Genomic DNA, 23,889 nt, shown 5'->3' with positions numbered 1-23,889 from the left:
AACTCAGGCTTAAATACTTCCTCAATCTATGTATGTGAGGTTGTAATTAGTCGCTCAGTGCGACAATATACCAGAAATCTGCAAATTGCATAAAGCACAGTTTAGGAGGTGGATATGCTGAAAACACTTTGGGCTACTGTTCGACAAGGGAAAATAGAACTGCTGGAGTTATCAGAGTTACCCGAAGGGGCAAAAGTATTAGTAACAGTTTTACCTGATGAAGAAGCTGAGTTTTGGCTTCCAGCCAGTCAAACATCACTAGATACAGTTTGGGATAATACTGAGGATGATGTCTATGCCCAGCTACTCTAAAAATGACATAATTTTGGTTCGATATCCCTTTTCAGACTTGTCTAGTTCTAAGGTAAGACCAGCAATTATTGTGAGTGCGCCGCACGTATATCAAGACATTATGATTGTGCCATTGACAAGCAAAACTGCATCCTTACTTGAGGGTGAGTTCGTACTTGCTGAATGGTCAATAGCAGGGTTAAATGTGGCTACAGCAGTCAAGCGAGGTTTGTATACAGTACATGAAAGCTTAGTTGTAAGGACGATTGGCAAATTAGCAGATTCTGATGCTGAGCGACTTGACCAATCTCTTCGAGGTTGGTTAGGATTTTAGTGCAGCCATACAGTATGATATCTTGTGTTTTCGATACAAATTACCTTCGTTTACTTCACAGCAAGCTCGATCGCACCCCCAACCAACTGCTCGTAATCCCCCAACAACCACGGAGGCAAACAAGTATTCGCATCCTGAACCCGCAACTGTCCAGGGCGACAATACAGCATTGCCGCCAACAAATTATTTACAGCTTGAGGCGCTCCAAACCCTTTACTCAACTCAACAACCAACGATTTAAAAAACTCGCGATCGCTCTCATTCAATGGCTCGTTAATAAACCCGCTGCCCAGCATTGCTTTGTAACCCTTGCCAAAATCGCTCCGGTACAGAACTTCTACTTGTTCGCCGGAAACGCTCAGCCACAAATCGGCAATTTGCTTGCGAATATGCCGCAAATCTGCTATTACCAATTCAGCCGTCGGGTCGATTTCATAGAGATTGACGGCAGCAGTTAATTGATTGAGAAACTGCGGCATATAATCTTCTTTGACAACTGTTTGTTCTGTGGTCGCAAATGCGCTTTCAAACACCTTTTCGTAATCTTCAACCAACCACTGCGGCAAGCGGGTGCGAGCATCGGGAACCCGCATTTTTCCGGGTACAAAATACAGCATCGCCCCCAGCAGAGCATTGATAGCTTGAGGCTGCACCAACCCTTTGCTAATGTCGGTCAATTTCTGCAAAAATTTTTGTTCTGCTTCAGTCATTGCTTCTGCTTGCAAGCCGCAGCTAAGAATTGCTTGATATCCCTTGCGAACCTCTCCTCGGTAAAAACTTTCGAGTTTCTCTGAAGGAAGAGTCAGCCAAAAATCAGCCATTTGTTTTCGGATTTGGCGGAGTTCCAAAACTACCGATTCGTCTGACGGATCGATGCGGTAAAGATTGACGCATCCTAACAGTTGATTCGCAAATTGTGGCGATTGAATGTATTGAGCTAGCAAGTCAGAAGTTGAATCAGACTTGACGGCGGCTTCAGTCTCAAAAACTTGTTCGTAATCCCCAATTAACCAGTGCGGCAAGCGGTTACGAGCGTCGGGAATTCGCATGGTTCCCGGCGGGAAATACAGCATCGCGGCAAGCAAGGCGTTGACAGCTTGGGGATGCACTAATCCTTTGCTAATCTGGGTTAATTGCTGCAAAAATATTTGTTCGCTTTCCATCATCGGTTGACGTTGGAAATCGCTCTTTAGCAGGATTTGATAGCTGTTACCTGAAGCGCTTTTGTAGGCGGTTTCGAGGTTTTCGGCGGGAAGGTTCAGCCAAAAATCAGCGATTTGTTTGCGGATTTGACGCAATTCGGATATGGCTGAGATGTTTGAGGAGTTTCGTTGGTAAAGCTTGAGGGCATTCGAGAGCATCTCGCCCAAATCTGGCTGCTTGGGAATGCTATCCTGTAAGCTGCGGGATGCTTCCAGGTGGCTGGCTTGCCATTTGCCAAAGAGTTCTTGGAATAATTTGCCGATCGCCCCAGAGTATGCAACACTGTCAAAACAAGCCGGATTAGCTTGCATTTTCTGCTGAATTTCCTGGCGATAGCGCTGCCGAAGTTCAGGATTAGTGCCGAGAGTAACTGCTAGTTGAATGTAAGATGCTTCGCTATTGGCAATTAAATCCGGCATAGAGAGCGATCGTACCACCGCCGCCCCCATTCTCGATCGCAAAGTATCACCATCCGTGACAACAGTGGGAAGTCCCACCTCTAACGGATCTACAAGTGAAGTAGTCCCCGCATAGGGATAGGAATCCAAATAAACATCCCCCAACTTCAAAACTTCTTTAACATCCGCACGGTTAGGGAAACTCTTCAACACCCGCAAACGATTACTCTCAATGCCATACTTAGCAAAAACGGCTTTCATATTATTCACAAAAGCCCCCCCAGGATAATTATTAGTCCAGCTAGGGCCGAAGGGCATTAAAAACAGCACAGAATTAGGAACAGCAGCCATAATTTTTGCCCATGTTTCCCTTAACTCCGGCACTAGCTTATACAAATTAGCACTCGAAATAAAGACAACCGATTCCTCGGAAATGCCGATACTATTTCGGGTGAAATTAACGTTAGGAGTGTAAGGTTCGAGGGTATAGCTAAAACAGCAGCCAGGCCCGTCAATAGTTGCTAATTCCTCGCGATAATGCTCCTGTCCTTCAGGTGCAGGTTCCATCAACTTACCAGCAATGTAATAGTCAATGTGTCGCATTCCCGTGGTAATGGGAGAATTAAAACAGGTAGTTTGTACCCGCGCTAATCGATGCAGCGCCAGTAAACTAATCGGATGAGTAACCGCAGTAATATTGGTAGCAATCAGCAGAATATCTAAGTCATCAGCCCGGATTGTCTGAACTTGACTTGGCAAGTCATGGGACAGTTTCACCAGTCTGTCAGCGCGACTCTGACAATACTGTTCTAGTTTATTCCCGTCTAGATTGAGAGCGTACAAAATAATTTCAAATTGCTCTCGATTCAGATATTCAAAAGCTGGCAAAGTAGCGAAAGTTTCCGTCATCGCCCCGAAATGTTTAGTCAGGATACCGAGGCGAATTTTCTGCCTGTTCGCAGGTCTAGCCGGAAAAATGCAATCAATCGCAGCGCCACGATTTTTCATGGCATATTCAATAATATCTGCCCGCTTTGTGTAGATATCCTTGAGATTTGCACTATTGAAGTACAGAGGAATAAAGTTAGCGGCTTGGGTAAAAAACCAGGCGATGTCCTGCCACACTTGCGAGTTTGGGTTCTTGAAGATATTGCTATACAAATAACTCACCCATCCCTGCACATACCGGCAATAATTGTCAGCCTCTCCTATTTCTTGAAAGAGAGTAGGCGCAGCAAACATAAATTTGAGATAGTCGCTGACAAACCAATTAGGTATAGCTGCACTTTCATAGTTCAGCAGTAACTGATCTGCACGACGATAGAGGGCGGCTGCTAGTAGGTAGTTAATATCTTTTGGAGTTTTAACTCCCTGGGATAGATGCGATGCTAGTCGATCGATAACAGTCTTTTCGGCATCTGTCAGCGCTTCATCTTTGATATTGCTGTTTAGCAGTAGCTGCTGCGCCTTACCAGCATCACCGCCATAGGCATTTGCCACTTGTTCTGCAGGCAGATTCAGCCAATAATTGGCAAGTTGCTGCCGGGATTGGCGGATGTTAGCGAGGTTTACTTCATTAGCTTGGTCTTTTTGATACTCTCCCACATATTGGGACAGCAAAGTTAAAAATTGTTCGGGTTTGTTAAATTCAACTAATTCATTAGCTATTAAATTGCCGTGTTGCTGCAAAATCTGCTGTGACCAACGCACTTCTTCTGGCTTGTAAAGTTGAGAGTGGAGGTGAATAATTGTGGCTCTCATTAAGTCTAATTTTGGGCGATCGCCAGCCATTTTTTGGGTTCTGCTAGATCCGTCGCCGTGCTGCCTGTAATAGAGGTAAGGCTTAGGTAATCGATCGCCTAACCAGCCTTTTTCATAGGCAGAAATCCAAAATTCCCAATCTTCGCATCCCAGCTTCATCACTTTTTTCAACCCGCCTACTTGCTCGTAAATCTCCCTTCTAAAGAGCGAAGTAGCAGGGGCTTGATTGTCTCTCAAAAACCGATTAGCATCAAAGTCACCGTGAACAACTAAATCGCAGTTTGCTCCGAAGTGTTGCACATCTGTATAGACAAAACCAACCTTGGGTTTTGCTAATAAAATTTCCACGCACTCCTCTAAAAATTTGGGATGAATTTTATCATCAGCATCTAGGAATAAAATAAACTTTCCTGACGACTGCTGAACGCCAAGATTTCTCGAATCAGCGGGGCCCGTGTTGGGTTTATCTATGAGGCGAAGCGATTTTTGAGGATACAGTTTAATTAAATATTTTCCGAAGTTGCTGGTATCATCAGTGCTGCCATCATTGACAATTATGCACTCCCAGTTTGGATAAGTTTGACTGACAACACTTTCAACAGCTTCTCTGAGTAAAGTTGCGTGATTGTAGCAGGGAATGATTACGCTGACGAGTGTTTCTGCGGAGGTGCGGTAGGGCATGGCATTTAGTTGTGATGGAGAGATTGAAACAGGTAATGTAGTGGCTGGTTTTACACCTCGGCGGGTGATCCCATATTCATCCCATATTTGCCGAGTTTCTTGCTGCGATATTGGCGATGAATGTTCCAAACCTTGTGGATTTTCGCAGTACAAGCCGAGAATTTCTGGCAATTGGACAATATTTTCGCTTTTGCCAATCCGCAGCCAAAATTCGTAATCGCCAGCAGCCGTAAATTCGGTTCGGAAATAGCCGTATTTTTCGTGCAGCGATTTTCTCCACATCGGCTGGGGGCCAATAATGCAGCGCCGTTCGAGTTCGCTGTAGTCAAAGGCTGGCCAATTCCAGCGCTTTTGGGCTTGGGTTTTGACAAAAGTATCGTTCGCTGTGTTGGTGATTAATTGGTCAGCATAAACCAGACTTACTGGAGCGTTTTCGTCCAAGTATTTCGCCATGAATTCTAGGGCATCGGGGCGGTGTCTGTCATCGGTGTTAGCATTAGTCATGTAAGCTCCGCGCGACATCTTAATGCCTCGATTCCAGGCTGCATATAATGTCTCGCGTTCAGAAGTGCGATCGTACACAATATTCGGATATTTCGCTTGAAATTCCCGCACAACAGACTGTTCATTTTCTTGGGAACCGCTGTCAATTACTATGATTTCGAGTTGGCCTTGTTTGTACAGCGTTTGCTCTACCAAGTCCTGCAAGCAGCCTCGGATAAATTTTTCGGAATTGTAAGTAGAAACGATCGCAGATACTTTAAAAGCCGACGGGACAGGCTGGGAGTTCTCACCATTCCCTAATTCCCCCTGCAAGGCTGCATCAGTTGGCTGTTGAACGGAAGCATTCTCCGAATGTGCGTGCTCAGCTACTTGAACCAAAACTGAGCTCACAATTGCAGCCATTTTCGACCACGAAAACTTCTTAGCTTGCTCTAACCCCGCCACAATTAATGAGTTGCGGACACCGGGCTTCTGTATTTCCCCCAAAGCATTGACAAGCCCAATAACATCATCCCCGTTTACATAAACCGCTGCTTTTCCTGCTACTTCAGGAATCGAACCGTTTGGACAGGTGATGACTGGACAACCGCAAGCCATCGCCTCAAGGACTGGCAACCCAAAGCCTTCATATTTCGACGGATAAACTAACACTGAAGCACCAGAATAAGCAGCTTTCAGTTCGCTGTCGCTTAGTTGCAGGGTGTGGACAGTATTCCCAGAACAGTACAATTTCAGCTCTGGTTCTAATACAGGTTTGCCACCTGCACAGACTATATCAAAGTCAAACTTGTTAGCAAGTTGAGAAAAGGCTTTGAAGAATAATATCCCGTTCTTGTAACCATGCCAGCCTACCCTTTCGCCTACCAAAAGAAAATAGGGCTTGGTAATGCTATATTTTGACTTAAAGCCTGAAATTTCTTCTCTATCGGCTGGCGAAAAATTGGCATCAATGCCACAGTGCGCTACAGCGACAGAATTTGAAGAAATCTGCGGAAAAACCTTTACTAAATCGCGGGCTGTGTTTTCGGAAATGGTGATGTAGGCCGAGGCGTGGCGGATACCGCAATGCTTTTCTCTCCACTCGGAATGACCAATATTTTGTCCCATCAACTCTGGAATCATGTCGTAGGCCATGAATACCGATCGCGTTGACAAAGGTGTTGTATAATAAGTAGAAATAAATAAATCGGCTTTTTCTTGATCGCAGATTTCCTGTAGCATTTGGCGGTCTGCATCGGTTTGGCTGTAGTCGTAGGGGGCTACATTCCGGTACTGAATGCCGGGAATTTTGGGGGCGGTTCCCGCTCTGTCAAGAACTATAATTTGTTTGGCAAAACCATTTTCTGCCCAGTTTTCTAGCAGCGATTTCCAGACGCGACCAATGCCAGTGCTGTTGAGCTGAAAAAATACGCCGTCTATAACAATTTTTCTACTTGTTTTAGTAGGAGGTATGACTGGGGGAGTTGTCATGGATGTGCGGTTCTCTCTATTTTCAATTTTTCTCAGTGCCTCCTCGTAATCCTGTTGGAGTAATGAGGGTTTTTTCAATTCCGGCTCTTTGTAAGATGATAAGCTTTGAAAAATTTGAGGCTGAATTTCCTTGTCTGAAAAAAGATGCAAAGAATCGCCGTTAGAGTAAAAGTTTAAATTAAATTTTTCGGCAATTATCGAGAGTGCCTTGCTGGTATAAATAGAAATGTGCTGACCTTCATCTAGCGCATAGTACCACCATTCGCTGGGCTTGGGATTGTTGGCTGGCAGCAGTTTGGTACTGAATAAAATATTGCGGGAAAATTTGAAGATTTTTTGGATATCCTCCAGCGGCTTAACAAAATGCTCAAATACTTCAAAAGCTGTCACTAATTCGTAGCTGTAGCTGCTGTTTTCGTCCGCCTCAAATCCTTGAGAAAATATATTCTGGCAATATTTATCGTACCAATAAAAATCAAATCCAAAATCTCTCATCATCCGAACAAATACACCGTAGCCACCTCCATAGTCTAAAAATTTAGCGTTGTGATTAAATAAATTAAAAATAATATTATTGGTGGCGTTTGAGAACATCGTGCTTCTCGATAACATTCCCACGTCGCTGCTAGCTATGGCTTCTGAATAAGCCTCATCAAGCCAGTAGGGTTCTTCTGTTTGAACAAAGCCGCAATTTGAGCATTGAAAATACTCGACGTTATATTTTTTTAGGACCCTAGCGACAGAAAAGGTGTTGGTTGGAGAATCACAAATATTGCACTTCATTTTGATTATTTAAACTTACAAAGTTATTCAAGTAACTGGCTGTGTTGGAATGCCGAATATTTCTGAGACTTAACTAATTTTCTAATAGTCCTAAGTGATTGCAGTGCGATCGGCTAGATTGTTTTAATGCTGACGCTTGAACTCTTCGGACGGTTCCTCAAGGGTTTACCATATGGCTTGTGAATAAACAGGAACATCCCACAACAATGTTGCCCTGACTCAGATATCTTATCAGGAGTCAGCTCCCTAAAAATTACTTCGACTAAAGGCTTGACAAAGTTTAATTCATGCTATATACAACTCGTGAGTACAGCACCCGCATCTCCTGACCAAGCCCAGGGCAGTTCGGTTTCCACCACCTCAGACAGCAGCTCACCCTTGCCGAGATTCCTCCCACCCAAAAACAAGTTATAATTACGTTAAGATTGATGAACATAAATAAAAATTCCCAAATCACAGGGACTAAAAATTAGGAGATCGACCTCGGTGAATAAACGCTGGAGAAACGCTGGCCTGTACGCACTTCTGGCTATTGTAGTCATTGCCTTAGCAACCGCATTTTTTGATAAACAGCCCCCAAGCCGGGAAGTCTGGAAGTATAGTCAATTCATTCAGGAAGTCGAAGGCAAGAGAGTAGACAAAATAAATATCAGTTCCGATCGCAGCAAAGCCCTGGTCACAGCCCAGGACGGCAACAAGGTACTCGTTAACCTGCCAAACGACCCCGAACTGATCAACATCCTGACCAAAAATAACGTAGATATTTCAGTTCTGCCCCAAAGCGACGAAGGCTTCTGGGTAAAAGCCCTCAGCAGCCTATTCTTCCCGATTCTGCTTTTGGTCGGACTGTTTTTCCTGGTGCGGCGCGCGCAAAACGGGCCCGGCAACCAAGCCATGAACTTCGGCAAATCCAAAGCTAGAGTCCAAATGGAGCCACAAACTCAGGTGACTTTCGGCGACGTGGCCGGCATCGAACAAGCCAAGCTAGAGCTCGCAGAAGTCGTGGACTTCCTGAAAAATGCAGACCGCTTCACCGCAGTCGGAGCAAAAATCCCCAAAGGCGTACTGCTGGTCGGCCCTCCCGGAACTGGCAAAACCCTGCTGGCAAAAGCAGTGGCTGGAGAAGCAGGCGTTCCCTTCTTCTCGATTTCCGGTTCAGAATTTGTGGAAATGTTCGTGGGTGTCGGTGCTTCCCGCGTCCGCGACTTGTTTGAACAAGCTAAATCTAACGCTCCTTGTATCGTATTTATCGATGAAATTGACGCCGTAGGTCGCCAGCGGGGCGCTGGTTTGGGCGGTGGTAACGACGAACGGGAACAAACCCTGAACCAGTTGCTGACCGAAATGGACGGCTTTGAGGGCAATACTGGCATCATTTTGATTGCTGCCACAAACCGCCCCGACGTGCTCGATGCCGCGCTGCTGCGTCCGGGTCGCTTCGATCGCCAAGTTGTAGTCGATCGCCCCGACTTCGGAGGCCGCCTAGAAATTCTCAACGTTCACGCCCGCGGCAAAACTTTGTCGAAAGACGTGGATTTGGAAAAAATCGCCCGCCGGACACCCGGTTTCACAGGTGCAGATTTGTCCAACCTACTCAACGAAGCAGCAATTTTAGCCGCCCGTCGCAACTTGACCGAAGTCTCGATGGATGAAGTCAACGATGCGATCGACCGCGTGCTCGCTGGCCCGGAAAAGAAAGACCGCGTGATGAGCGAAAAGCGCAAAACTTTGGTAGCTTACCACGAAGCCGGTCACGCTTTAGTCGGCGCGCTGATGCCCGATTATGACCCCGTGCAGAAAATTAGCATTATCCCCCGCGGCCGCGCTGGCGGTTTGACTTGGTTCACACCCAGCGAAGATCGGATGGATTCTGGCTTGTATTCTCGGTCTTACTTGCAAAATCAAATGGCGGTAGCTTTGGGTGGCCGCATTGCTGAAGAAATTGTCTTCGGCGAGGAAGAAGTAACGACTGGGGCGTCGAACGACTTGCAGCAAGTGGCAAGAGTAGCGCGACAAATGGTGACTCGCTTCGGAATGAGCGATCGGCTTGGCCCTGTAGCTCTCGGTCGCCAACAAGGCAATATGTTCATGGGTCGCGATATCATGGCTGAACGCGATTTCTCCGAAGAAACCGCAGCGACGATCGACGATGAAGTGCGTTTGTTGGTAGAACAAGCTTACCGTCGCGCTAAAGATGTACTCGTCGGCAACCGCCATGTCCTTAATGCTTTGGCAGATATGCTAGTGGAAAAGGAAACTGTGGATGCTGATGAATTGCAAAATTTGTTAGCTAATAGCGATGTGAAAATGGCGACGATCGCCTAATCAATTTTGGATTGGGGATTTTGGATTTTAGATGAAATCTAAAGTTTGAAATCAATAATTGGGGTGATTCTGGGATTGTCTGGAATCTCCCCGATTTTTTTATGAGTGCGTCGCTGCGACAATTCTCGCTATTTGCAGTTATCCCAGAGGGACGCACCCTACCCCTACCTACTAAACCTTGATTGTCCTGCCTGATTTTGGCTGACGAGCTTTGGCAACAACGGCACTGCTCATACTTTTTACCATTAGCAATAACATGACCGACAAACCCAGGCCTACTACATCATTAAGCAAGAACAACCATAAAGGCTCTATTTCTGGACTCTGCCTCTGCATTCTTGAAAATTCACGGTTCAACATATTTGAGGTAATAGTTAAAGCATAGAACCCTCCGATCAGGGGATTTATATACTCGGCAAACTTTGCTAATTCTCCCCCTTCCTGATTAAATCTGTTGGCAAATGTTGAGAGTGCATTCCAAATTCCCCATATACTGTATATCGGTATGAGAAATCTTGCCATCGCTCCTCCTGGGGTGATAGGATAATCATTGAAAAGAATCTTGAGATCGACGTGCAAGCGATATAGCCAGACTAGAAAAAGCACGAACAAAATCAAGGCGACAAGAATTGTAACAATCAACAAAATCTGCTGCAAACCTTGAAGCGACGCCTCAATCGTTGGTGCAATTGCTTTCACCGAAGTTAAAAGCAGGGAAACGATGTTTAACGAGACGTTAGCCCAAGCGAACTGCATTAATAATCGACTAACTCCGTGGGACTTGAGAGGAGTAGCTGCATCAGAATTCTTCATTAGATCTCCCAGAAAATTTGCCGCAGGAGGCTGCACCCACAGCAGACACGACTATATTAGTTTACATTTTTTTGTAGAGAGCAGCAACGGGTAACTTCTTCCCAAGGAACTCTTGGTTCATCTTTTCTAGATTCAATAGTCAGACAGTCGTAAACATCCTCCCAAAGTTCGCCGTGCTTCTCGAAGTCAAGTAGCACCGCAATTTTTTCGCCTTGAGAATCAACTAAAAACTGAAAGTCTGTCGGTTCGCCACATTCAGCCAGCACGTCGGCCCAAAATGCACTGTGTTCTTTGAGGTTAACAATTGCAGCGGTTTTGTTGCCTAGATTGTCTGTTAAAAATTGAACGCCGTGCATATTGTAAATTGCCATATATCGAAGTTAGTAAGCTGTATTAAAATTAGATGCGAGTCATAATGATATGAGTTTAAAATTTGGGATGTTCCCAATTTAAAATTCTGCCATTGAGCGCTCACGCTGAAATCTAAAATCTAAAATCTAAAATCTAAACTTGTATGAATCATCAATCTTGGTTGACACTACTAAAAAAACACCGCGCGATCGCAGTCATCCGTTCCTCGGAAAAGGAACTCGCTTGGCAGATGGCATCAGCGGTAGCAGCGGGAGGAATCCAGTTTATTGAAATTACTTGGAATACCCACAAAGCTGCTGAATTAATTGCCGAACTCCGCTCCGAATTCCCAACTTTTAGTATTGGTACCGGCACTTTATTAAAATTAGAAGAGTTGCAACAAGCAATAGACTGCGGCGCTCAATTTCTGTTTACTCCGCACACCGATCTAGCGATGATTAAAACAGCAGTTGATGCCGGAGTGCCGATCGTCCCCGGTGCTTTTTCTCCCACGGAAATTGTGACCGCGTGGCAAGCAGGCGCTACCTGCGTTAAAGTGTTTCCGATATCGGCTTTGGGAGGCGCGGCTTACCTGAAAAGCCTGCAAGGCCCTCTGGGAAACATTCCTTTAATTCCCACTGGCGGGGTGACGCTGGAAAATGCCAAAGTATTTATTGACGCCGGGGCGATCGCCGTGGGTTTAGCCGGAGACTTATTTCCTAAACACTTAGTGGAAAATCGCGATTGGCGGGCGATCGCCCAAATTGCCCGAACTCTCTCCCAAAACTTAACAACTTGTTAAGTCCAGTTTCCAAATCCAACATTTCAAATCTAAAATCTAAAGTAGGACAAGCCAATCTAAAATCTATAACCTAAAATCTAAAATAGTACGAGGTGTGAGAAATGAACAGCATTATCAACTCAACTTACTTCCGCCGCGCTGGAACTTTCTGTGCCGGCTGCGCCCTCACTTTTGCTACATTCTGCGGCGGTTCAATGACCGCATTTGCCAGCGAACAGCACAACATAATTGCCAATAAAATTATGCTGTTGCAGCAATCCAGCGAACGCTGGATTGAAATAGATTTGTCCAGACAAAGATTAATAGCTTGGGAAGGAAATACACCCGTTTACGCGGTGATTATTTCCAGTGGCAAATCATCGACTCCCACCCGCACGGGAACCTTTGCCGTTCAAACCAAACACCGCGTTACTAGAATGACTGGGGATGACTACGACGTGCCCGACGTTCCCTATACAATGTATTACGACGGAGGCATGGCAATTCACGGCGCTTACTGGCACAATTTGTTTGGCAATCCCGTTACTCACGGCTGCACAAATGTAGCTGTCAATCACGCTAAATGGCTATTTGAATGGGCCTCGGTGGGAACACCCGTGGTGGTGCACAAATCTCAGGTTTAGGGAATTGGGAATTGGGCATCGGGCATCGGGCATAGTCGAACATTATTAGAACTTATGCACCGGTGGTCAGAAACCGGGTTTTTTTGGGAAATACTGCGTTACAGCCGTAGATTCGGTCAAAAACCCGGTTTCTTCGATCGGAGTTCATCAGTTCTGGTTTTTTTTAGCTTGCTTACTTCACTGCTGTTTTTAACTACAATCCCAATTGTATAAAACCTCACTAAAATCTAATTCTCTGAGTGCTAATTCATCAATAAAAAAGTTACTTATACCCACATCTCCCCACATGATATCTACGGTATCATTGCAATCGCTATCCATTTGGAATAACAGAATGTCTGACTTGTGTTCCCGATCGCACTTACTACTATATTCTCTTATGTCGGTTTGTGTAAAATCAGGATAACCACCTATTTTATGACCAAAAGGAGACGATATTTCCAGGTACTCATCCCTAATTTCATCATTTAGAAATAACTCATCAATTTCTTCTCCTAACTGTTCGGTAAATTTGTAGTCACTGGTACTAATTGGCGCATATTTTTTAGTAAATTGCAAGCTGCAACAGCCTTCAACAGGAAAAGCTTCGGGTTTCGGCAAAAAATCATAATTGGTAATAATGTTTTCAACTTGGAAGTCGGGCTGAGGAAAATAGATTATTTTGAATTTTTGTTCGACTGCGGGATTATCTACATTGGCGTAATTGCCGAAATCTAAACCATATAGGTCATCGTCGGGTATATAAAACTGCAAAATTCCCCGATCGGGAAAACCATCTAAAGGCGGTACTTCAGAAAAGTTGATTTGTGCTAGCAAGAATAAATATTTACCGTCAGCAGTTTTTGGATACTCAAAGCCTTTAGGTAAATAAGGAAATCCCCCAAATTTACTCTGCCACCAATTAACTTCATCATTATTCTTGGTTTGAATTTCGATGTAAGGTTTAATGGTAGCTTCGATTCTGTCGCGATACTTTTCTAGTTCTGGAGAGAGTGAACATTCTAGTTTATAATTCATCTGCTTTTAACAATTTGTTTTGAAGGCAATCCGTAGGGTGCGCCGAAGCGCACCTTACCTGTAAAGTCTATCCTTAACTTAGCTGCACCACGGGTTTATCCTCTAACAAAGTTTCATTTGTCAGCAAATCTTCCACGGTAATTCGCAAAAAGCGCTGTTCGTCAACGCGGAACAAAACTTTTATACGATCATTCCCCGGATACCCAGGCGGCGTCAATTGCGCGATGCTGCGAGCTCCATCTTTATCATTTAAGGGCTGTACCGATGTTTGACCCGCGAGTTGGCGAGTAATTAGCCTGTCGCCGTCAAAATATATCTCCGTGCCCCCTGTTTCCGCTCCCAATTCGCCGATAATTAATTCTATACTTGGCTGACTTTCTAAAGAAGCTCCCAAGACTAATTCTACCGGTTCGCTCATCGGATAAGACTGGCCGGATTTAATTAAACTGTGCCAACTGTGGCAATTGTCGCGGCGGTTCCAGTAGCGAATGCCGTAACTATGATAGAGAAAATCTTTGATTTCTATGCCTTGACTCAGTTGCAGAGCACCTTGGGCGATCGCCTCAAAGGGTTTGTCGCAGCGAATTTTTGCCGGCTCGAAATATTGCTGCACCCAACGCCCGACAGCGGGAATTTGTACAGTACCCCCAACTAGCAAAACTGCATCGATATCGCCAATTTCTAAGCCTTGGCGCCGCGCTTGCTGCAATACTTGATTCATGCACTCGTCGAGTTTATCAAAAAACTGATGTTCGGCGAGGATAGATTCAAAACGAGATCGATCTAATTCTAATTCGTAACTCTCAAAATTTTCGTCATCAAAATAAACCTCAACTGCCTGATTCACTAAAGACAATTGAATCTTTAACCGTTCTGCCAATCTCGTTGTAATCGGAGATTTTGCCAGCCCTTTTGTTTGCACAAAATAGTCAACCAGCCAATTATCAATATCAGAACCGCCTAAATTTTGTCCGGCTTTAGCCAAAACCCGGGCAACTTTTGTTTTTTGCGCTGAAGATTCAGCTAATAGCTTTTCGCCCCACTTAAGAATAAAACCGAGGGGCTTTTTGTTGGAGGAAGCGTCCAAACGCACCAAAGAAAGATCGAGAGTTCCGCCACCGAAATCAATGACTAACAGATTTTCGCGATCGGCTAAACCGTAACCCAAAGCAGCCGCCGTAGGTTCGTCCACCATCCGCACCTGTTCTACTTGCAGAGATTGAGACACTTTGCCCAACCAATGGCGGTAAGCTTCAAAACTATCTACCGGCACTGTAAAAATCAAAGAGTCGATCGGCAAAGGCAGTTCGCGAATTGAGTTCACAATTTGGCTCAAATACCACTCACCTACTTGTTCAAAAGTAATAAGTTGCCCGTCAAGTTCCGGCACAAAACCCTGAACAGAAGTGCCAATTCCCCGCTTAAAATTGCGAAAAAACCGAGAATCTCCACTCAAATCCCGGCCTTTGTCGCGGACTTGCTGACCGAGTATGACTTTACTTTGAGCAGCGTCCTCAACGTAGAGTAAACTGGGAATTAGGGGCGGATTTTGAGCCGAGATTGCCGACAATCCCGGTAATTTCAAAGTTTCGGGCTGCTGGAGGGCTTGATTCCAGCGAGCGACGACGGTGTTGCTAGTTCCAAAATCAATTGCGATCGTCATTCAGCCAAAATACACAGCTACTAGGGATTAGATTATATTATGGTATTTAGAGTGGTAAATGCAAATATAGCAAGCCTAAATCATTTGTGAATTTCTTACTCCCTCCCCTTGATAAGGGGAGGGTTGGGGTGGGGTAAAAAGTTGACGACTCATTTAGGATGGCTATAGATTCTCAAATAGTGCTTGAATAAAGACTTTGTTGCAACCGGAACAGCTTTAGCGGCGGAGTCTTCAATTTTGTGCAACTGCATATTTTTATTTGCAACAAATAAGCGCAAATTTTGTAAACTGCACAAAACTCATACCATTTTAGATTAAAAACTTGAGAATGACTAACTGCATAAGGGTTGGGAATTGGCCATACAGTTGCATTGTTTCTTGAAAGTGGTATAATCTCTTCGCCGCCACCAAGCTTTTACCTTTGATATCAATCCAATTTTCAAATAAAGCGTGAAAAATGTTGGACATGGGCGATCGCAAAACAGCACTATTGGCTCTAACACTGCTTGTCCCTGTTGCTAGTATTGGTATCATAGCAGGCTTGTATATTGCCCCGGGAGGCTGGGGACAAACACTGTCAGTCTTTTGTCAAGTTTGGTTGCTAGTTTTTCCGATCGCGTGGTCTGTTTTTGTCGATCGCGAAAAGCTCAGTTTATCCCTACCCAAGCGCCAAGAATTGCTGGCTGGATCTATTTGGGGAATATTCATGTTTGCGGTAATTGTGGGTATCTATAGCCTTTTTGGTCAGCACTGGATCGATGCTGTAGTTGCTAAAGAAAAATCGTACCAATTAGGTATTAGCAGCCCTACTATTTACTTGATTGTAGAAGCATATTTCGTGCTAGTCAACTCGCTGATTGAAGAATTTACTTGGCGGTGGTTTGTCTGCAACAAGTGCCAGATTCTCATACCGGGCACAAAAGCAATATTTCTGAGTTCGCTATTTTTCACGCTCCACCACATTTTTGTAATAGCAGCTTACAGCGACTGGCAGGCTGTTCTCTTAGGCTCGTTAGCTGTCTTCGCCGCCGGGATAATTTGGTCGCAGTGTTATCTGACTTACCGTTCGCTTTGGTCTAGTTATATCAGCCACGCGATCGCCGATTTAGCCTTGGCAACTATTGGTTGGCAAATTCTCTTTAACTAGCTGCTTTTTCAGCGACTATTCCTGGCAATTATACAGTAAAAATTGACCTTTTTCCCAACTCACTCTCCAGATTAATCTCTTTCCCCATCATCCGGGCGGCGTGGCACTGCCACAGGCGATCGTGTACCCTGATAAATTGTAAGCTTTTGCCAGCTATATGTGGCTGTAGCTGCGGTTGATGCCAACTAGCAGCGACAAGTGTTTGCTGGCATTGATGCTGATTGTACTGAGCTCTTGACTGATGCTGTGCAATAATCGAACGTTAATATCTTCCCACCGGAAGATGCTTTTCGTTAAGGCATCTGCTTTTAATTCTAGGTTTGGTTTTGCTTGCGATCGCATAATTTTAGCTCCATAAAAACTGGCCAACATATCGCTACAAGCATCGGCGGCCGGGCCCCCAAGAGCACACCGATTGTCATCCGCAATTGCAAACTCAGGAAAAATGATGATTTCATAACATGAAATTTTTTGTACGCGAAATCGTTTGATACATACCACGAAGTCGCTGCTTAGGAGTCAAGGTTTGCACGATATAGGCCGATCAACCTTGAGTATTCCTTTGATCTTTATAGGGTCATTTGATAATTTGCTGCTGAAGTTGTGTTACGGTAATTACTTAGACAGGAATTTGGCAGTAACGCTACATATACTCTGCCCCGCAGTGGCAGTCTCTTTTGGGAATTTTTTCAGGCGATCGCCTTTTATTAAAAAATTTAAAACTCAGGCAGCTAACTAAATTTATATCGGTGAAACTCTATGTTCTGTAGCACGATTGGGAAACCTATTTTTTCAAACAGTGGACGTATCAACCGGGTTGTTTCACAAATATAGGACAAGTGAGGGCGAGGGATATCGCTTGAAAAACAGGGTTTCTCTCCTCATTCGCGCGTCCACGACGCTCATTCGCGCGCTCGCCCCTGTAAGTATCTGAGAAAACTACCATGTCTGAATCCTGACACAATAGGATATTGTGTCAAGCAATACCTAGAGGACTGTTACCAAAAAATCAAAGCTACCGATCGATGTTTAAATCTATTGCAGCGATGGAGGACTCAACATTCTCAAGGTAAGAATCTCCCTCTTTAATTCAGTATAAAATTTTGCCAAAGGCGATGTCAATCTACTGAATATTGTGGCAAATGCTACCTTTATCCCCACATTAAAAGTTGGCTGATATTCGGTTTACCGTACATCCTTGTCTGTTGTATAGTAAAGGATGTTATCTTTAACAGATGCTGTTGTCTAGCTTGGTTTTTGTGGCGAAAAAAGCTACTATTTGATGATGTATCTATCTTCAGGATGAAATTTCGCTGACCTGCAAATTATCCCAAGGGGAACTGTTTCGCGGTCACATCCATCGTTATTATCAATGCAACGACAGTGAAGTTTTTGCAGATAGATATTGGGGTGTTACGAACAGTCGATCGGTTGGATTCTATGTAAACACCAGGAAAGCGGTAATTAATATTCACCCGCCCCTCTTTCCTTTTGAACTCTAACATCAGCGCTGGTAGCAGCGCCGAAAGCGAGTTAAAGTCTTCAGCGGGACTTAAAAATGAAAATCACCTTTGTTCTTCCTACTCTGTCTCTGACTGGTGGAATACGAGTAATATCTATTTTCGCAGAACTTTTGAGAAAGCGAGGACACTCCGTGTTCGTCATCTCTTTACCCCGTCCCCAGCCGAGTATGCGCCAGCAAGTCAAGTCGCTGCTGCGGGGAAGAGGTTGGATTTCCCCACCTGAAAACGAACCCTCATTTTTCGATAACTTAGGTGTAGAACACAAAATGACCGATCGCTGGCGCCCGGTAGAAGACAAAGATGTACCTGACGCTGACGTAGTAGTTGCCACCTGGTGGGAAACCGCCGAGTGGGTAGCCAAACTCTCTCCTAGCAAAGGAGCAAAAGCTTATTTTATCCAGCACCACGAAATTTTTGACTATCTACCTCAAGGAAGAGTAGAAGCAACTTGGATGCTGCCCATGCACAAAATTACGATTTCTGAGTGGTTAGTTGAGCTAGCTAGGACGAAATATGGCGATCGCCAAGTTTCCTTAGCTCCTCCTACCGTGGACACCAAGCAATTTTACGCCTGTCCTCGCAACAAACAATCGGTTCCTACAGTTGGTCTAATGTACTCTACGATCTACTGGAAAGGAACTGACATCGCCCTCAAAGCTTTTTCCCTAGCGGCAGAAAATATCCCCAACCTGCGTCTGGTTGCCTTCGGTACAGGGGCCCCATCCTCGGAATTGCCCCTACCGGCCAATGCCGAGTATGTAATTCAACCCGACCAAGACAAAATCAAAGACTATTACAGCAAATGCGATGCCTGGTTGCTGGCGAGCCGCTCAGAAGGCTTCGGCTTGCCTATTATCGAAGCGATGGCGTGCCGCACTCCCGTCATCAGTACCCCAGCAGGCGCTGCTCCTGAAATTTTGAGCGGGGGTACAGGCATACTTGTAAGACCTGAAGATCCCGAAGAAATGGCAAAAGCCATAGAGTCTATCTGTCAGTTGCGAAATTCCAAGTGGCAAGCCATGTCTGAAGCCGCCTATGCCAAGGTGAACAATTATACGTGGGAAGATGCCACGGATCATTTTGAAGCGGCATTGAAAGTTGCTGTAGACAAATCTAAAGACCGCGACGTTCACATAGACCGCTTATCTCCCTACAAAGACCGCGACGTTCACATAGATTGCTTATCTCACTACTATGAGGACGAAAAAATTCCGGTTGAATGCTAAGTGCAGCGCCGCCATTTGAAATTCGGCGCTACGGGGATTTTCGGCGCCGGATTTCTGGGCAGAAACTCAATATCGTTTGGTGGGGTGTTTCTGCCACAAGTAAAATCGCCCGTTTCCTGTTTTCTACGTGGCAGTCTCGACACGAATTCTGACCGCAGCGACAAGGGAATAATGGTTATAAATTGATCTGCCAAAATCTGAATTAGAGTGCAACGGAGGTTTTAAGGCTGGCTCCGTTACCGGAAAACGAGAGGAAAGCCCCTGGCTTGCATCACAGGTTAAACTTGTCTAGTCGTCAAACATCTGCCGATTTATAATTGGGAAAAGTCCCTGACGACAAAGTAAGATCGGCTCGACTATCGAGTTACGATCGCTTCCAGCAGAGAACCCCACCCCGCAGAAAAGCCAAACAGAGGCTGGTAAGTGCCAAATTGCTTTAAGGAGGAGTTTTAACCAGTATCAATCTTCAGTATCTATTCATGAAAATTACTTTTGTCCTGCCTACCCTTAGTCTTACACGTAGCATGAGGGTTTTATGTATCTACACAGAACTGCTGCAAAAGAGGACACAAAATATTTATTGTCTCTATGCCCCTGCCGCAACCGACTTTAATCCAACAATTGCGATGGCTGCTGAGGGGTAGGGGTTGGCAGTCCGCTCCCAAGACACAAAAGTCTCACTTTGACAAGGTAGATGTCGAAAGTCGAGTTATCGAAACCAACCGTCCAATTACTGACCTTGACGTACCTGATGCCGATATTGTCATGGCTACTTGGTGGGAAACTGCCGAGTGGGTGGCCAAACTCTCTCCGAGGAAAGGAACGAAAGTATATTTTTTCCCACATTATGAGGCTTTTGACAACGTACCACAAGGTCGAGTAGAGGCAACTTGGCGGCTGCCGATGCACAAAATCGCTGTGGCCCAGTGGCTGGCCGACATAGCTCGGAATGAATACGGCGATTTGTCTGTATCTCTTGTCCCTCCCACCGTGGACACCAAACAATTTTACGACCCCCAGTCGCGAGGGAAGCAGCCGCGAGGCAAGCAATTAGTTCCTACTGTCGGGATGTACTATACTACAACTCCTTGGAAAGGCTGCGATATTGCCCTGAAAGCTTTCTCTATAGCTGCTAAAAAAATTCCTAACCTTCGTTTAGTTGCATTTAGTTCTGGCCACGATAGTCCTCTTCCCCATTTGCTGCCTGAAGGTACTGAGTATAATAAAGAACCTAGTCAAGAGCAACTAAAAGATTATTACAGCAAATGCGATGCTTGGCTGTTTTCCAGCAGATCCGAAGGCTTCGGCTTGCCAATTTTAGAAGCTATGGCTTGTGGCACTCCTGTCATCGGCACTCCTGCTGGTGCGGCTCCGGAACTACTTGCTGGGGGGGGTGGCATACTTGTCAAGCCAGAAGACCCAGAGGATATGGCAAAAGCGATCGAGCAGATTTGTCAGTTGTCTGATGCCGAATGGCGCGCCATGTCCGAGACTGCTTTGCAGACGGTGATAAATTATACCTGGGAGGATGCAACTAATCTCTTCGAGGCTGCACTGTACACTGCTTTGGAACGTCAGGCACAATTAACGAACAAGACGTAAAATTGAGGTTGATTTAAAAGATTGGGGTTGGGCGATCGTTTAATCGAGAATTTTTATCGGGCAATTTGAGTTCTCTTTCTATAATTTTACTGCCAAAAAAAACCTATGGTTGCATTAATCCCACTGGCTATGTTCGGCTTTATTCCAGTCGTTTGTTACCTGTTTGTGAGGTTTCCGGCTCAGCGGGCGGTAATTATAAGTTTTGTAGCAGCGTGGCTTTTTTTACCGCAAGCTTCTTATCCCATCCCCTCATTGCCACCGTATACCAAAATCTCTGCAGCTTGCTACGGCATTTTGCTGGGGACTCTGATCTACGATACTGCGCGCCTCACCTCTTTTAAGCCCGGTTGGCTGGACGTGCCAATGGTAATTTACTGTTTGTGTCCAATTGTTTCACAAGTTAGTAATGGTGGCAGCCCGATTTCTCCGACTGTCAACCAAATCGTTATTTGGGGTCTGCCTTATTTTTTAGGACGCTTGTATGTGGGTAGTTTAGACGGGCTGCGACAATTGGCGATCGGGATTTTTGCAGGTGGGTTAGCCTACATTCCTTTTACTTTAGTTGAAGGGGTTAGGGGCCCAATTCTGCACCAAATGATTTACGGCGTCAATGCCTTTGAGGACTGGGGTCAAGCAAGGCGTTTGGGGGGGTGGAGACCAGTAGTATTTATGCAGCACGGTTTGATGGTGGGCCTGTGGATGATGACAGCCGCCTTAATGGCTGTTTGGCTGTGGCAAACTGGGGTGCTCAAAAAGTTTATGGGTCGTAACATCAAGACTTTAGCAATTATATTAACTATCGCTTTTTTCCTCTGCCGTTCTACGGGCGCCTACAGTTTATTTGCAATGGCGTTGCTCGTATTATTCTCTGCCAAGTTTTTTCGCACCTCTTTGCCCCTGCTCTTAATAATTGGATATATAGTGTTTTATCTCTACATAGCTGCATCGGGTCAATTTTCGAGCAAAGACGTGATTGACTTCATCACTCAAATATTTGGCGAAGAACGAGCCGGCTCTCTGAGATTTAGATTTGACAATGAAGAGATATTGGGGGAAAAGGCGCGGCAAAGATTTATGTTTGGTTGGGGAGATTCTGGCGGCAACCGCGTGTACAACGAGTACGGTGATGATATCTCGGTCACCGACAGCTTATGGATTATTGCATTTGGTATCAACGGTGCAGTCGGTTTAGTTAGTTTATTTTCTTCATTGTTACTTCCTGTTATCGTCTTTTGCGTGTTCAAGTATCCCGCCAGAACCTGGTCTAATCCCAAAGTAGCGCCCGCTGCTGCCCTGGGAGTAGCCTTAACTATGTACGTCTTTGACTGTGTTTTGAACGCTATGACTAACCCAATTTTTGCGCTGATTGCTGGAGGAATATCAGGACTGGTCTTAAAAGCTCCAGAAAGTCTTAAGGCCAAGAAAACCAGTTCGCCCGCAAGAAGACAGTCGCTGGTTCACCAAAAATCAGGATGATTTTCGGGAATGCGATCGCTGCTTCACTTCAAGCTTGAAACTATCTTGCCTTCCCTGGAGACAAAAACTCAAAAATTTACCACTTTTGCAGGAACTCCAGTTCGGAAGTTGCGAGATATTTCTCACTAGGTTAAAATCTTAATCTCATAAACTCTTTTTTACATTCATTTGCAAGGCTTCAACAAGTGTTAGCACAGGATGGCTTTTTTCTGGAAACTGTGTTGCGAGTTATAAACTCAAAAATGGGCTTTATACACTTTTTCTAAAACGAGCTGATTCTTTACATAATCTTTAAAAATCCTCACTAGACAGGCAGGGTGTAGGAGGATATACTGAGAAAAGTATGTTCACTGAAGCACCCAGGTACTTAAAACACGAAACTGTATTGTGGGTTATAATAGTTTGAGTTGTAGTTTAATATAAAGCGGGAAGGGCATCATAAATGAAAACAGTTAATTTATTGAATGTCTCGATAGATAACTTGTCAATCACAGAGTTGTTTGAAAAACTCGACTGCGAAGGTGGTGTCGTATTTACACCTAATGTAGACCACTTGATTAAGTTGCAGTATGACCGCGAGTTCTATGAAGCTTATAATACATCTACTTATAGAGTCTGCGACAGTCAAATATTGATGTATGCCTCCAAGTTTTTGGGTACTCCTATCAAAGAAAAAATTTCTGGTTCTGACTTGTTCCCTGCATTTTATATGTATCATAAAGATAACCAGAAGATGAAAATATTTTTACTAGGAGCAGCAGAAGGTATTGCTAAGAAAGCCCAAGAAAAAATCAACCAAAAAATTGGTAGAGAAATAGTGGTTGAAGCACATTCTCCTTCTTTTGGTTTTGAAAACAATGAGGAAGAGTGTGAAAAAATAATAGACACGATCAATAAATCAGGAGCTACAGTCCTGGCCATAGGAGTGGGAGCGCCCAAGCAAGAGAAGTGGCTGGTTAAATACAAGAGCAAATTAACGCACGTCAAAATTTTCTTAGCAGTAGGTGCAACCATTGATTTTGAGGCTGGTTGCAAAGCAAGATCTCCCAAATGGATGAGCGAAGTCGGCATAGAATGGGCGTACCGACTCTTAAGTGAACCGAGAAGGTTGTGGAAAAGATATTTAATTGAAGGTCTGCCTTTTTTCCGATTAATCTTAGAACAAAAATTAGGGTTTTATAAAATGCCCTTCGACAGCAAAACCGGGGAGCTAGAATGGAAAGGTGGCTCCTAAAAAGGTGAGCCACGAATCTATAGCGTAAATTAAGCTGAGTATCTGAGAAAGTGGGTTTGACTTCAAGGTAAGACGGAAGCAAGCTGTGGATAGTCCGATCGCACTTTCTCTCAAAATTATTCATTTTTGCTTTCAAGTCCAGGTAAAATCGGAGTGAAACCTTTTGTGGAAAATCCTAATTAGGGATGCAACCGATGAATCTGCCTTCTTTCTTGTGGTTGTGGAAAATAGCGGCTTGGTCAATGGGTGTTTCCCTGTTGGCTTACCTGTTGCTGGCCGTTACTGGAACGTGGATGTTTGCCGCTAGGAGTACCAAACAACCGCGCCCAAAATGGCTGCGTCCCTTTCATTTAGCCACTGGTGCGGGGATGGCGACTTTGGTAATTTTACTGCTGGGAATTGGTGTAGTCGGTACGCTAGGATACTACGGTAATTTGGGTCACTCGGCTCATTTACCAGCGGGGTTAGCTGTTGTAGCTTTGGTGTTGGTTTCTGTTGGCAGCGGCCTGCAAATTGGTCCTAAACATCCTTGGGCGCGTCCCCTCCACATCGGCACTAATTTAGCCTTGTTGGGGGGATTTGTGACTGTGTTGTTCACAGGATGGACGATAGTACAAAAGTATTTGCCGAAAGTTTGAAACCTGTCTATTTGACCTCAAACT

General features: G+C 44.8%; 17 protein-coding genes. 11 read left to right on the top strand and 6 right to left on the bottom strand.

What is annotated here, in order from left to right:
• Positions 1-114 precede the first annotated feature (114 nt).
• Both QUA43_RS12575 and QUA43_RS12570 read left to right on the top strand, forming a co-directional pair.
• Entirely contained in the window at positions 115-312 is a 198-nt protein-coding gene (locus tag QUA43_RS12575; RefSeq protein WP_333374253.1) for a hypothetical protein, read from the top strand.
• Positions 296-625, top strand: a complete 330-nt coding sequence (locus QUA43_RS12570; protein WP_333374251.1) for a type II toxin-antitoxin system PemK/MazF family toxin — start codon at positions 296-298, stop codon at positions 623-625. The genes QUA43_RS12575 and QUA43_RS12570 overlap by 17 nt, the downstream gene beginning before the upstream one ends.
• A 50-nt stretch (positions 626-675) precedes the next feature.
• Here QUA43_RS12570 and QUA43_RS12565 read toward each other — a convergent pair whose 3' ends face one another.
• The gene (locus tag QUA43_RS12565) at positions 676-7,254 is read right to left on the bottom strand and encodes a glycosyltransferase (RefSeq protein ID WP_333374249.1); all 6,579 of its coding nucleotides are present in this window, start codon (positions 7,252-7,254) and stop codon (positions 676-678) included.
• A 657-nt stretch (positions 7,255-7,911) separates the two neighbouring features.
• On the opposite strand from QUA43_RS12565, the gene ftsH3 reads away from it, so the two are divergent.
• On the top strand, positions 7,912-9,750 hold the full coding sequence (ftsH3, locus tag QUA43_RS12560) for an ATP-dependent zinc metalloprotease FtsH3 (RefSeq protein WP_006633639.1): 1,839 nt from the start codon (positions 7,912-7,914) through the stop codon (positions 9,748-9,750).
• Between the two features lie 171 nt (positions 9,751-9,921).
• Here ftsH3 and QUA43_RS12555 read toward each other — a convergent pair whose 3' ends face one another.
• Both QUA43_RS12555 and QUA43_RS12550 read right to left on the bottom strand, forming a co-directional pair.
• Positions 9,922-10,563 carry a hypothetical protein gene (locus QUA43_RS12555; RefSeq protein WP_333374247.1) on the bottom strand — a complete coding sequence of 214 codons (642 nt, stop codon included), beginning with the start codon at positions 10,561-10,563 and terminating at the stop codon, positions 9,922-9,924.
• A gap of 56 nt (positions 10,564-10,619) precedes the next feature.
• Complete coding sequence (locus tag QUA43_RS12550) at positions 10,620-10,934, bottom strand: hypothetical protein (protein ID WP_333374246.1); 315 nt, start codon at positions 10,932-10,934, stop codon at positions 10,620-10,622.
• Between the two features lie 143 nt (positions 10,935-11,077).
• Between QUA43_RS12550 and QUA43_RS12545 the strand changes: the two genes are divergently transcribed.
• Positions 11,078-11,716, top strand: a complete 639-nt coding sequence (locus QUA43_RS12545) for a bifunctional 4-hydroxy-2-oxoglutarate aldolase/2-dehydro-3-deoxy-phosphogluconate aldolase (RefSeq protein ID WP_333374244.1) — start codon at positions 11,078-11,080, stop codon at positions 11,714-11,716.
• 101 nt (positions 11,717-11,817) lie between these two features.
• A complete protein-coding gene (locus tag QUA43_RS12540; protein ID WP_333343086.1) occupies positions 11,818-12,339 on the top strand; it encodes a L,D-transpeptidase in 522 nt (173 codons plus the stop codon).
• A gap of 189 nt (positions 12,340-12,528) precedes the next feature.
• On the opposite strand, the gene QUA43_RS12535 is transcribed toward QUA43_RS12540, so the two are convergent.
• Together QUA43_RS12535 and QUA43_RS12530 are read right to left on the bottom strand one after the other, a co-directional pair.
• Positions 12,529-13,356 (bottom strand): YwqG family protein, encoded by an 828-nt coding sequence (locus QUA43_RS12535; protein WP_333374242.1) that lies wholly within the window; start codon positions 13,354-13,356, stop codon positions 12,529-12,531.
• A 73-nt stretch (positions 13,357-13,429) separates the two neighbouring features.
• Positions 13,430-15,019, bottom strand: coding sequence for an Hsp70 family protein (locus QUA43_RS12530; protein ID WP_333374241.1), 1,590 nt, complete (start codon positions 15,017-15,019; stop codon positions 13,430-13,432).
• A gap of 466 nt (positions 15,020-15,485) precedes the next feature.
• Here QUA43_RS12530 and QUA43_RS12525 point away from each other — a divergent pair, with 466 nt between their 5' ends.
• Positions 15,486-16,166: a CPBP family intramembrane glutamic endopeptidase gene (locus QUA43_RS12525; RefSeq protein WP_333374240.1), complete on the top strand. Its 681-nt coding sequence runs from the start codon at positions 15,486-15,488 to the stop codon at positions 16,164-16,166.
• A gap of 153 nt (positions 16,167-16,319) precedes the next feature.
• Here QUA43_RS12525 and QUA43_RS12520 read toward each other — a convergent pair whose 3' ends face one another.
• The gene (locus QUA43_RS12520; RefSeq protein WP_333374238.1) at positions 16,320-16,667 is read right to left on the bottom strand and encodes a hypothetical protein; all 348 of its coding nucleotides are present in this window, start codon (positions 16,665-16,667) and stop codon (positions 16,320-16,322) included.
• A 1,057-nt stretch (positions 16,668-17,724) separates the two neighbouring features.
• Between QUA43_RS12520 and QUA43_RS12515 the strand changes: the two genes are divergently transcribed.
• The 5 genes from QUA43_RS12515 (at position 17,725) to QUA43_RS12495 (ending at position 23,865) form a co-directional block, all read left to right on the top strand.
• The gene (locus QUA43_RS12515; RefSeq protein WP_333374236.1) at positions 17,725-18,915 is read left to right on the top strand and encodes a glycosyltransferase family 4 protein; all 1,191 of its coding nucleotides are present in this window, start codon (positions 17,725-17,727) and stop codon (positions 18,913-18,915) included.
• Positions 18,916-19,503: 588 nt separating this feature from the next.
• A complete protein-coding gene (locus tag QUA43_RS12510) occupies positions 19,504-20,517 on the top strand; it encodes a glycosyltransferase family 4 protein (RefSeq protein WP_333374234.1) in 1,014 nt (337 codons plus the stop codon).
• Positions 20,518-20,622: 105 nt separating this feature from the next.
• Positions 20,623-21,993: an O-antigen ligase domain-containing protein gene (locus QUA43_RS12505; protein WP_333374232.1), complete on the top strand. Its 1,371-nt coding sequence runs from the start codon at positions 20,623-20,625 to the stop codon at positions 21,991-21,993.
• 442 nt (positions 21,994-22,435) lie between these two features.
• Entirely contained in the window at positions 22,436-23,227 is a 792-nt protein-coding gene (locus QUA43_RS12500; protein ID WP_333374231.1) for a WecB/TagA/CpsF family glycosyltransferase, read from the top strand.
• 194 nt (positions 23,228-23,421) lie between these two features.
• Positions 23,422-23,865, top strand: coding sequence for a DUF4079 domain-containing protein (locus QUA43_RS12495; protein ID WP_333374229.1), 444 nt, complete (start codon positions 23,422-23,424; stop codon positions 23,863-23,865).
• The last annotated feature ends 24 nt before the right edge of the window (positions 23,866-23,889 follow it).

This window comes from Microcoleus sp. N9_B4, assembly GCF_036701635.1.
GTDB lineage: Bacteria > Cyanobacteriota > Cyanobacteriia > Cyanobacteriales > Microcoleaceae > Microcoleus.
This window is presented reverse-complemented; position numbering and strand designations above follow the sequence as displayed.

Coding starts and splice junctions, on each gene's coding strand:
- QUA43_RS12575 (WP_333374253.1), top strand. CDS start 115: ATGCTGAAAACACTTTGGGCTACTGTTCGACAAGGGAAAATAGAACTG.
- QUA43_RS12570 (WP_333374251.1), top strand. CDS start 296: ATGCCCAGCTACTCTAAAAATGACATAATTTTGGTTCGATATCCCTTT.
- QUA43_RS12565 (WP_333374249.1), bottom strand. CDS start 7,254: ATGTTATCGAGAAGCACGATGTTCTCAAACGCCACCAATAATATTATT.
- QUA43_RS12555 (WP_333374247.1), bottom strand. CDS start 10,563: ATGAAGAATTCTGATGCAGCTACTCCTCTCAAGTCCCACGGAGTTAGT.
- QUA43_RS12550 (WP_333374246.1), bottom strand. CDS start 10,934: ATGGCAATTTACAATATGCACGGCGTTCAATTTTTAACAGACAATCTA.
- QUA43_RS12545 (WP_333374244.1), top strand. CDS start 11,078: ATGAATCATCAATCTTGGTTGACACTACTAAAAAAACACCGCGCGATC.
- QUA43_RS12540 (WP_333343086.1), top strand. CDS start 11,818: ATGAACAGCATTATCAACTCAACTTACTTCCGCCGCGCTGGAACTTTC.
- QUA43_RS12535 (WP_333374242.1), bottom strand. CDS start 13,356: ATGAATTATAAACTAGAATGTTCACTCTCTCCAGAACTAGAAAAGTAT.
- QUA43_RS12530 (WP_333374241.1), bottom strand. CDS start 15,019: ATGACGATCGCAATTGATTTTGGAACTAGCAACACCGTCGTCGCTCGC.
- QUA43_RS12525 (WP_333374240.1), top strand. CDS start 15,486: ATGGGCGATCGCAAAACAGCACTATTGGCTCTAACACTGCTTGTCCCT.
- QUA43_RS12515 (WP_333374236.1), top strand. CDS start 17,725: ATGAAAATCACCTTTGTTCTTCCTACTCTGTCTCTGACTGGTGGAATA.
- QUA43_RS12510 (WP_333374234.1), top strand. CDS start 19,504: ATGCCCCTGCCGCAACCGACTTTAATCCAACAATTGCGATGGCTGCTG.
- QUA43_RS12505 (WP_333374232.1), top strand. CDS start 20,623: ATGGTTGCATTAATCCCACTGGCTATGTTCGGCTTTATTCCAGTCGTT.
- QUA43_RS12500 (WP_333374231.1), top strand. CDS start 22,436: ATGAAAACAGTTAATTTATTGAATGTCTCGATAGATAACTTGTCAATC.
- QUA43_RS12495 (WP_333374229.1), top strand. CDS start 23,422: ATGAATCTGCCTTCTTTCTTGTGGTTGTGGAAAATAGCGGCTTGGTCA.